We start from the raw sequence: 5,680 nt of genomic DNA, 5'->3' as shown, positions 1-5,680 counted from the left end.
GATACTGTCCCACCAGATAACAGGAATATTATTGTGGATTGCGTACTGTTTTATATGAGCATTAAGCTGGTCTGTTAAGCAACGCACAACCCCATTGGTAAGTTTGCTGAAATTCAGATTCTTCAGTAGTTGGACAATATTGGAGTCTTTGTATGTACCAAGTATATAGCCATTAAAAACCAATCTGTCAAAGCAGTTATATGTTAATGCAATATGCTCTTTGTATTGCTTGTAAAATGTATTGTTCATTATACAAAGGTAGAGTCTCTCCTTTAGGCTGCAATACCAGATTGGAACTTTAGTTCGCTAAAAATATATTGGGAAATCTCTGACACCGAAGTTCCCTCTCCTGTAAGGAATTTTGTTGTAAATATTCTGTTTTCAATATCACTAATTGAAGGATAGGCTAACATTTTCACAAAATCTGTTTTCTCCTCACCGATTGACTTATATGCTTCAGTTATTGATGCAATTATTTTTTCATACGCATCTCCTTCATTTCCAACAGTTGCCTTAGTGAAAGTGTAATCAAATAAATCGTGGCTAGATGTATCTGAATCAAAATACTTTTTAAGATTATCTTTACTAGAAATCAAGAAAATTGGAAATTCTTTTTTAAAACCGTCTTCAATTAAACAATGAGAACGAATTCCCGTTGCCAGAATTGGTGCAGTGTATTTAGCAACTCTTTCGCCTTGCTGGTTTCCATCCAATCTTAAATCAAGAATTAGGGCATCAATATTAGATTGTTCATGAACTAATTCATCTCGTAATGTCTCAAAACTCGTAGGTTTTTTAATTGTTATCTCAATTAAGCCTAATGTCGATAAGCCATCAGCATATGCTTGACTCCTATCTTCATTTTCATCATCAATATATACTACTTTATAAGCCATATTCTTCTGTTTCTTCAGGTTTTGCTACTGGTACTGTTATTCTAATATTAGTGGAAAATCCCTCTGGGGCATTTTCAATTGAAATTTCTCCATTGTAACTTTCAACAATGTCCCGAACAATTTTTAATCCTAATCCCGTTCCTGTTAACTCATCTGTTGATGAAGTTTTGTGCCCTTTAGGAGAGGATGTGGTGAAAAATGCATTGAATACTTTTTCCCTATTCTCCATTGGGATTCCATCACCATTATCAATAAATTCAACATTTATTGTGTCATTTATTTTACTCGCTGTAATAAGAATTTGTCCCTTATCAGGTTTCGCTCTTTTAATTGCCTTTTTTGAATTACTGTATAAATTAAATAGTATTGAAGCCCATTCTGAAGTATGCATTTTGCAAGTGAACAATTCGTAACCATTAATTTCAGATTTCATATCGATATTATTTCGTTCCCTATCTGGCTTGATTGTGCGCATAAAAGGTTTAATTACATCTCTGATTTCAACAGGTTTTAGCTCCTGATTTACATTTTGCGATATGGTTTCATCGAAATAAGAAGCATACACATTAAAAGACTGAAAGGTTCTTCTCAGCCTTATGGCTCTTTTATATTCTTCAGAAGCCCGGTTGAGATTTTCTAAAATATATTTGGTATCAATCTCAAAAGTTCCGAGGTAGTTCATTATCTCATGAGTAAATTCACCAATAATCAACCCAAGTCCTGCAAGAACCCGAATCATATTTAACTCATCAATACTTTTAACGGCATCTCTAAGTTGCTGTGCTTTTTTTCTATATTCTTCAGCTTTCTCTTTTTCTTCCTTTTTATCATGTTTGCTTTCTGAACCTTCTTCATTGTCATCCTCATTAGTTTTTTTCTCTTCACTCTTTTTCTCAATATCATCTGCAATCTTTTCAAGGTCATCAGCTGTATCCAGTATTGATTCTTTTGGACTTTTGGAATATTTTGATTCCCAATTTTTTTGCCCCGTGGATTTTTTCCTGCCACGTGCTCCCGCAATTCGATTAATTGCTGCGATTAAACTTCTATATACGAAATCTATCAATTCATAATAAGCCTCATTTTTAAAAAGCCCTTCACGACTTGATAATTCTACAAAATCATCATTTGATTCAGCAATCTCAACAATTCCAAAAAAAATAATATTTCCGTGAACAGGTAAAACAGTTCTTCGCCTTATTGAAGCATCTAATCCCAACCAGTCGTCTTGAGGTTCTGCATAAGGTAAAACTCTAAATCCATTCCTATATAGTCTAATTCCTCCATGTTCTTTGGATGTTTCTCTAATATAACTTTCCACTTGTTTTGGGATTAAACCAGCATTATAAATATAGTAATATGCTTTAAACCTTATACCATTAAGATGTAAATATGTTCCTTTTTTTTCTGCTTCCAAAGCAATTGGGTTTTTCGTAATAGCGTCAACCTTACTATCATTAATCATCCAATATCCTATTCCTTTTTCAACATACCCTTCAATTTCAGCTAAAGCATGTTGGTAAAACATCGATTGTTGATTAGCTATTTCATTTCCATCCTTTAAGCAAAGAATTTCAAATCCAGGGTCAACTATTTCACCATCTTTTCTTTTCTCTTTTTTTGAAAGAGGGAAAGGTTGTATGACATCAATTGCATACCTATAAACACGTTTAATCATTGAATCAGACCACCACTCGCGTAAATCTTCAATTATCAGTTTTGTGCCTTGTTCTTTTTCTTTTGGTATTTGCTCTACTTTATTGGATATAATAAATAGGTCTTCATCCATTAAATACTTTTCCCAGTTTACAACAATCTTTAAAGCCGATTCAGAATTCTTCGTTTGTGTAATTATGGTTAATTTGTTCCCTAAACGTTGAGCAGAAAATCTTCCTATTCCCTTTTTACCGGCTCTGCTTCTTCCAAAAATAGGTGAAACAGGTTCATGAATTTTTGATGTTGAAGAAATGCGCATAAAACCATTTATTAATTGGTCTCTGGTCATTCCTGCACCATCATCATCAATAATTAATGTTCCTCCACTAGTATCAACATTAAAAAAATGCAGTGTCGCTTTAGTGGCATCAGCATCATAAGCATTTTTAACCAATTCAGAAACAGCAGTTTCATGCCTTGCAACTAATTCTTTACCAAGCCTGTCGATAACACCAGAGTCTACTGAAAATCGGACATTATTCTTGTCTAAAGAGGCAAGTTGGTGCGAAAGCTTCAATATTTTATCAATATTGTTAGGGTCTTTTGCTACTGTTTCTGATAACTCTGCCCTTATTTTAGTTTCATCCATAATATCCAATTTTTCTACATTTTTTCTAGCAATTCTTTTTTCAACCAATTAAAAGCATCACTTTGATTGTATTTAATATCGGGTCTTAGCAATGCTTCCATATCACCTATAAACTCAACACTAACCTCTTTCTCTTCAATGTTAAGTAGGAACTCTTTTTTACTTGGTGGTCTTTTCCCCGTTGCAAACGAAGTGTATTCCTTAAAGCAAGTTATGATTCGCTCATAGTCCAAATCCATATTATGTCGCGTATAATCTAAATCAAACAAATCTCTTCCTTTGCTCCGTTGATATAATGCCCTAAGTTTTGTTCCTAAAAGTTCGTTTATATTGTAAGTTCTCAATTCAGCTTTCCCAGAGAACCATTCGCTTCTAACTTCAAAAGGAAAATCAACCCATTCAAGCACCTTAAAATGTTCTTTGCAGTTTATTTCGAGTTTCAATCGCATTCGTATTTTTTCATATTCCGATGTGAAACGATATAATGCTTTTGCTCCATGTCCTCTTACTTGCGTTTTCCTTGGTTCTTCAAAAAAGGTAATTACCTCGTTTAACCTCTCCATTATGGGTTTTATTGGGCCTTCTTTAATTTGTACCAAATCAATATCCTCTGAATATCGAGGTGCTGGATTAAGATAGAGTTTATGTAAAGCCGTTCCTCCTCTGAAAGCAAGGTTTTCTCTCAAGAAATCATCTGAAAATATTTCAACCAAAGTTCTGGAAATAATCAAATCCTGTTCAACTTGTGAAAACTCTTTCCAAGGTGCGTGTTCCTGCCATTTTGCAATATATGGTTTTGGTATCATAAATCGCTTTCTAATTTTACATTAACATCTACTTTCCACCTATTATCAACGGCTCCTGCTTTTTCTTTCGATTTCGGAGATAGCAAAACAGGAAAAAACTTACTTGATTTTAGATTACCATAAATCAATTCTTGGAAATTCTCGTTTATTTCAAATTCTTCCAGTAAAAAACCAAATCGTTGCAAAGTGCTTTTATTTGGGTACCAATCCAAAAGTTCTTCCATGTCAGCACTTGTTAGTTCTTCCGCTAACTCCTCAATGATTGCAAGCATTCTGTTTATTCCTCCAAGCTTTGTTTGATGATGTATTAAGTCAACAATTGTCAGTGCAGGACTTGAAATTTTATAAATTCCTGCATCAGATTTTTTTAACTGAATATTTTTATCAGGCCAGTTTCTTGTTGTGAAGAATCGGATATCTATTGTGTTTTTTAATATATCGTTGAATTTTGGTTGTTCTGTTATCAAATAATCTCTCTGAACTTGTTGATGGCTCGCTCCATGTATTTTTGCAGCAGAGAATAAGCCAATGTAATAGCTTCTATTAAGATATTTAAATAGCTTTTCACAATAAAGTTGTATCGGGATTTTTTTTGACGTAGAATATCTAGGAGTAATAATCAAATAAAATCCTTTACGTAGATTTATAACTTCTCCTTTTTCCGATAACCTGTGTAGCTCGAATTTTAATGAATTGGCGGTACCATCAGTAGCCTTTGAAATCTCATCAACTGAGAATGAATAGCTTTCAATGGATAGCAAGTATTTTATATATTCTTTCGCATTCATATTAAGAAAATGTTCGACAAAAGTATCAAATTAAACTAATATTCTCAAATTATTACTAAGTTTTCTTTGTGCGATGGGAAAAAACAACTCTTTTAAAAATTTTGGAAGTGGGTTAGCCTGCGGGATTTTTAAATGTGTTGTTTGTGGGTGGGCATTTGCACGGTCTCTTAGCATTAAACACAACGGTGACATATATGAAATGTTGGGGCTGCGGTGTGCGTCTTTGTCTGCCGTTACAAAAGCTGGTGCGGGGCAGAAAGGTTCGTGTAAACACCAAAACCCCAATATTTTATATATGATGTTGCCGTTTCGTTGTCTTTTTCTTCAAGTAATCTATTTTTATTTGAATTCGTTGTCGGTTACTCTATGGTGCAATTGGTGCAATTATGGTGCAATTCAAATTTCATAGAACGAACCAGCTCCTTTCGTGTCAGATGCTTTTATTAAGCCTTTTTCAACCAATTCGGATAAATCTCTACTGGCAGTATTTCTGGAAACATTAAAGTTTGATTGATATTCACGATTTGTAATTTTTTCATTATTCTTTAAGAAATCAATGGTTTTTACTTGTCTGTCATTCAATCCAATTGACTTTAAATATTCACCACTATATATATTTTTCCTAAATTCTACCCAAAATCCTGACATATCATAAAAATACTTTGGAGCAGGAATCCCAAATTGAACACAATCATTAATCATTTTAATTGTTCCACGACCCCATGCTTCAATATATCCACTTCTAAAAAGAGTATTTGCGATATCTGGATTGTATGGTTTCGATGGATGCTTAGTTAGAAGTTTTTCAACAGTCCAATTTTCTGGTAATTGAGCGTCATTCCAAAAGATTAACTTGTCATTATAAACGCTTATCTGGATTGGGAC

Annotated in this window: 6 protein-coding genes; all 6 read right to left on the bottom strand. The window is 33.6% G+C overall.

The annotated features are described in order from the left end of the window. A partial coding sequence (locus tag B5X70_RS17970) for a hypothetical protein (protein ID WP_200812618.1) occupies positions 1-249 on the bottom strand: 249 nt, incomplete at its 3' end. A gap of 23 nt (positions 250-272) precedes the next feature. Continuing rightward, a complete protein-coding gene (locus B5X70_RS17215; RefSeq protein WP_079559146.1) occupies positions 273-896 on the bottom strand; it encodes a hypothetical protein in 624 nt (207 codons plus the stop codon). Beyond that, complete coding sequence (locus B5X70_RS17210; RefSeq protein ID WP_198314178.1) at positions 886-3,249, bottom strand: ATP-binding protein; 2,364 nt, start codon at positions 3,247-3,249, stop codon at positions 886-888. Before B5X70_RS17210 ends, B5X70_RS17215 begins: the two co-directional genes overlap by 11 nt. After that, complete coding sequence (locus tag B5X70_RS17205) at positions 3,216-4,007, bottom strand: nucleotidyl transferase AbiEii/AbiGii toxin family protein (protein WP_079559145.1); 792 nt, start codon at positions 4,005-4,007, stop codon at positions 3,216-3,218. The genes B5X70_RS17210 and B5X70_RS17205 overlap by 34 nt, the downstream gene beginning before the upstream one ends. Beyond that, positions 4,004-4,795, bottom strand: a complete 792-nt coding sequence (locus tag B5X70_RS17200) for a type IV toxin-antitoxin system AbiEi family antitoxin domain-containing protein (RefSeq protein WP_079559144.1) — start codon at positions 4,793-4,795, stop codon at positions 4,004-4,006. The genes B5X70_RS17205 and B5X70_RS17200 overlap by 4 nt, the downstream gene beginning before the upstream one ends. Positions 4,796-5,191: 396 nt before the next feature. Further along, positions 5,192-5,680 (bottom strand): ATP-binding protein (locus B5X70_RS17190; protein WP_200812619.1); only part of this gene is annotated, 489 nt, incomplete at its 5' end.

The sequence above is a fragment of the Alkalitalea saponilacus genome (genome assembly GCF_900168165.1).
In the GTDB taxonomy this organism is placed as follows: Bacteria; Bacteroidota; Bacteroidia; order Bacteroidales; family Marinilabiliaceae; genus Natronoflexus; species Natronoflexus saponilacus.
The sequence above is the reverse complement of the archived record's forward strand: the minus strand, read 5'-3'. Positions and strand labels throughout refer to the sequence as shown.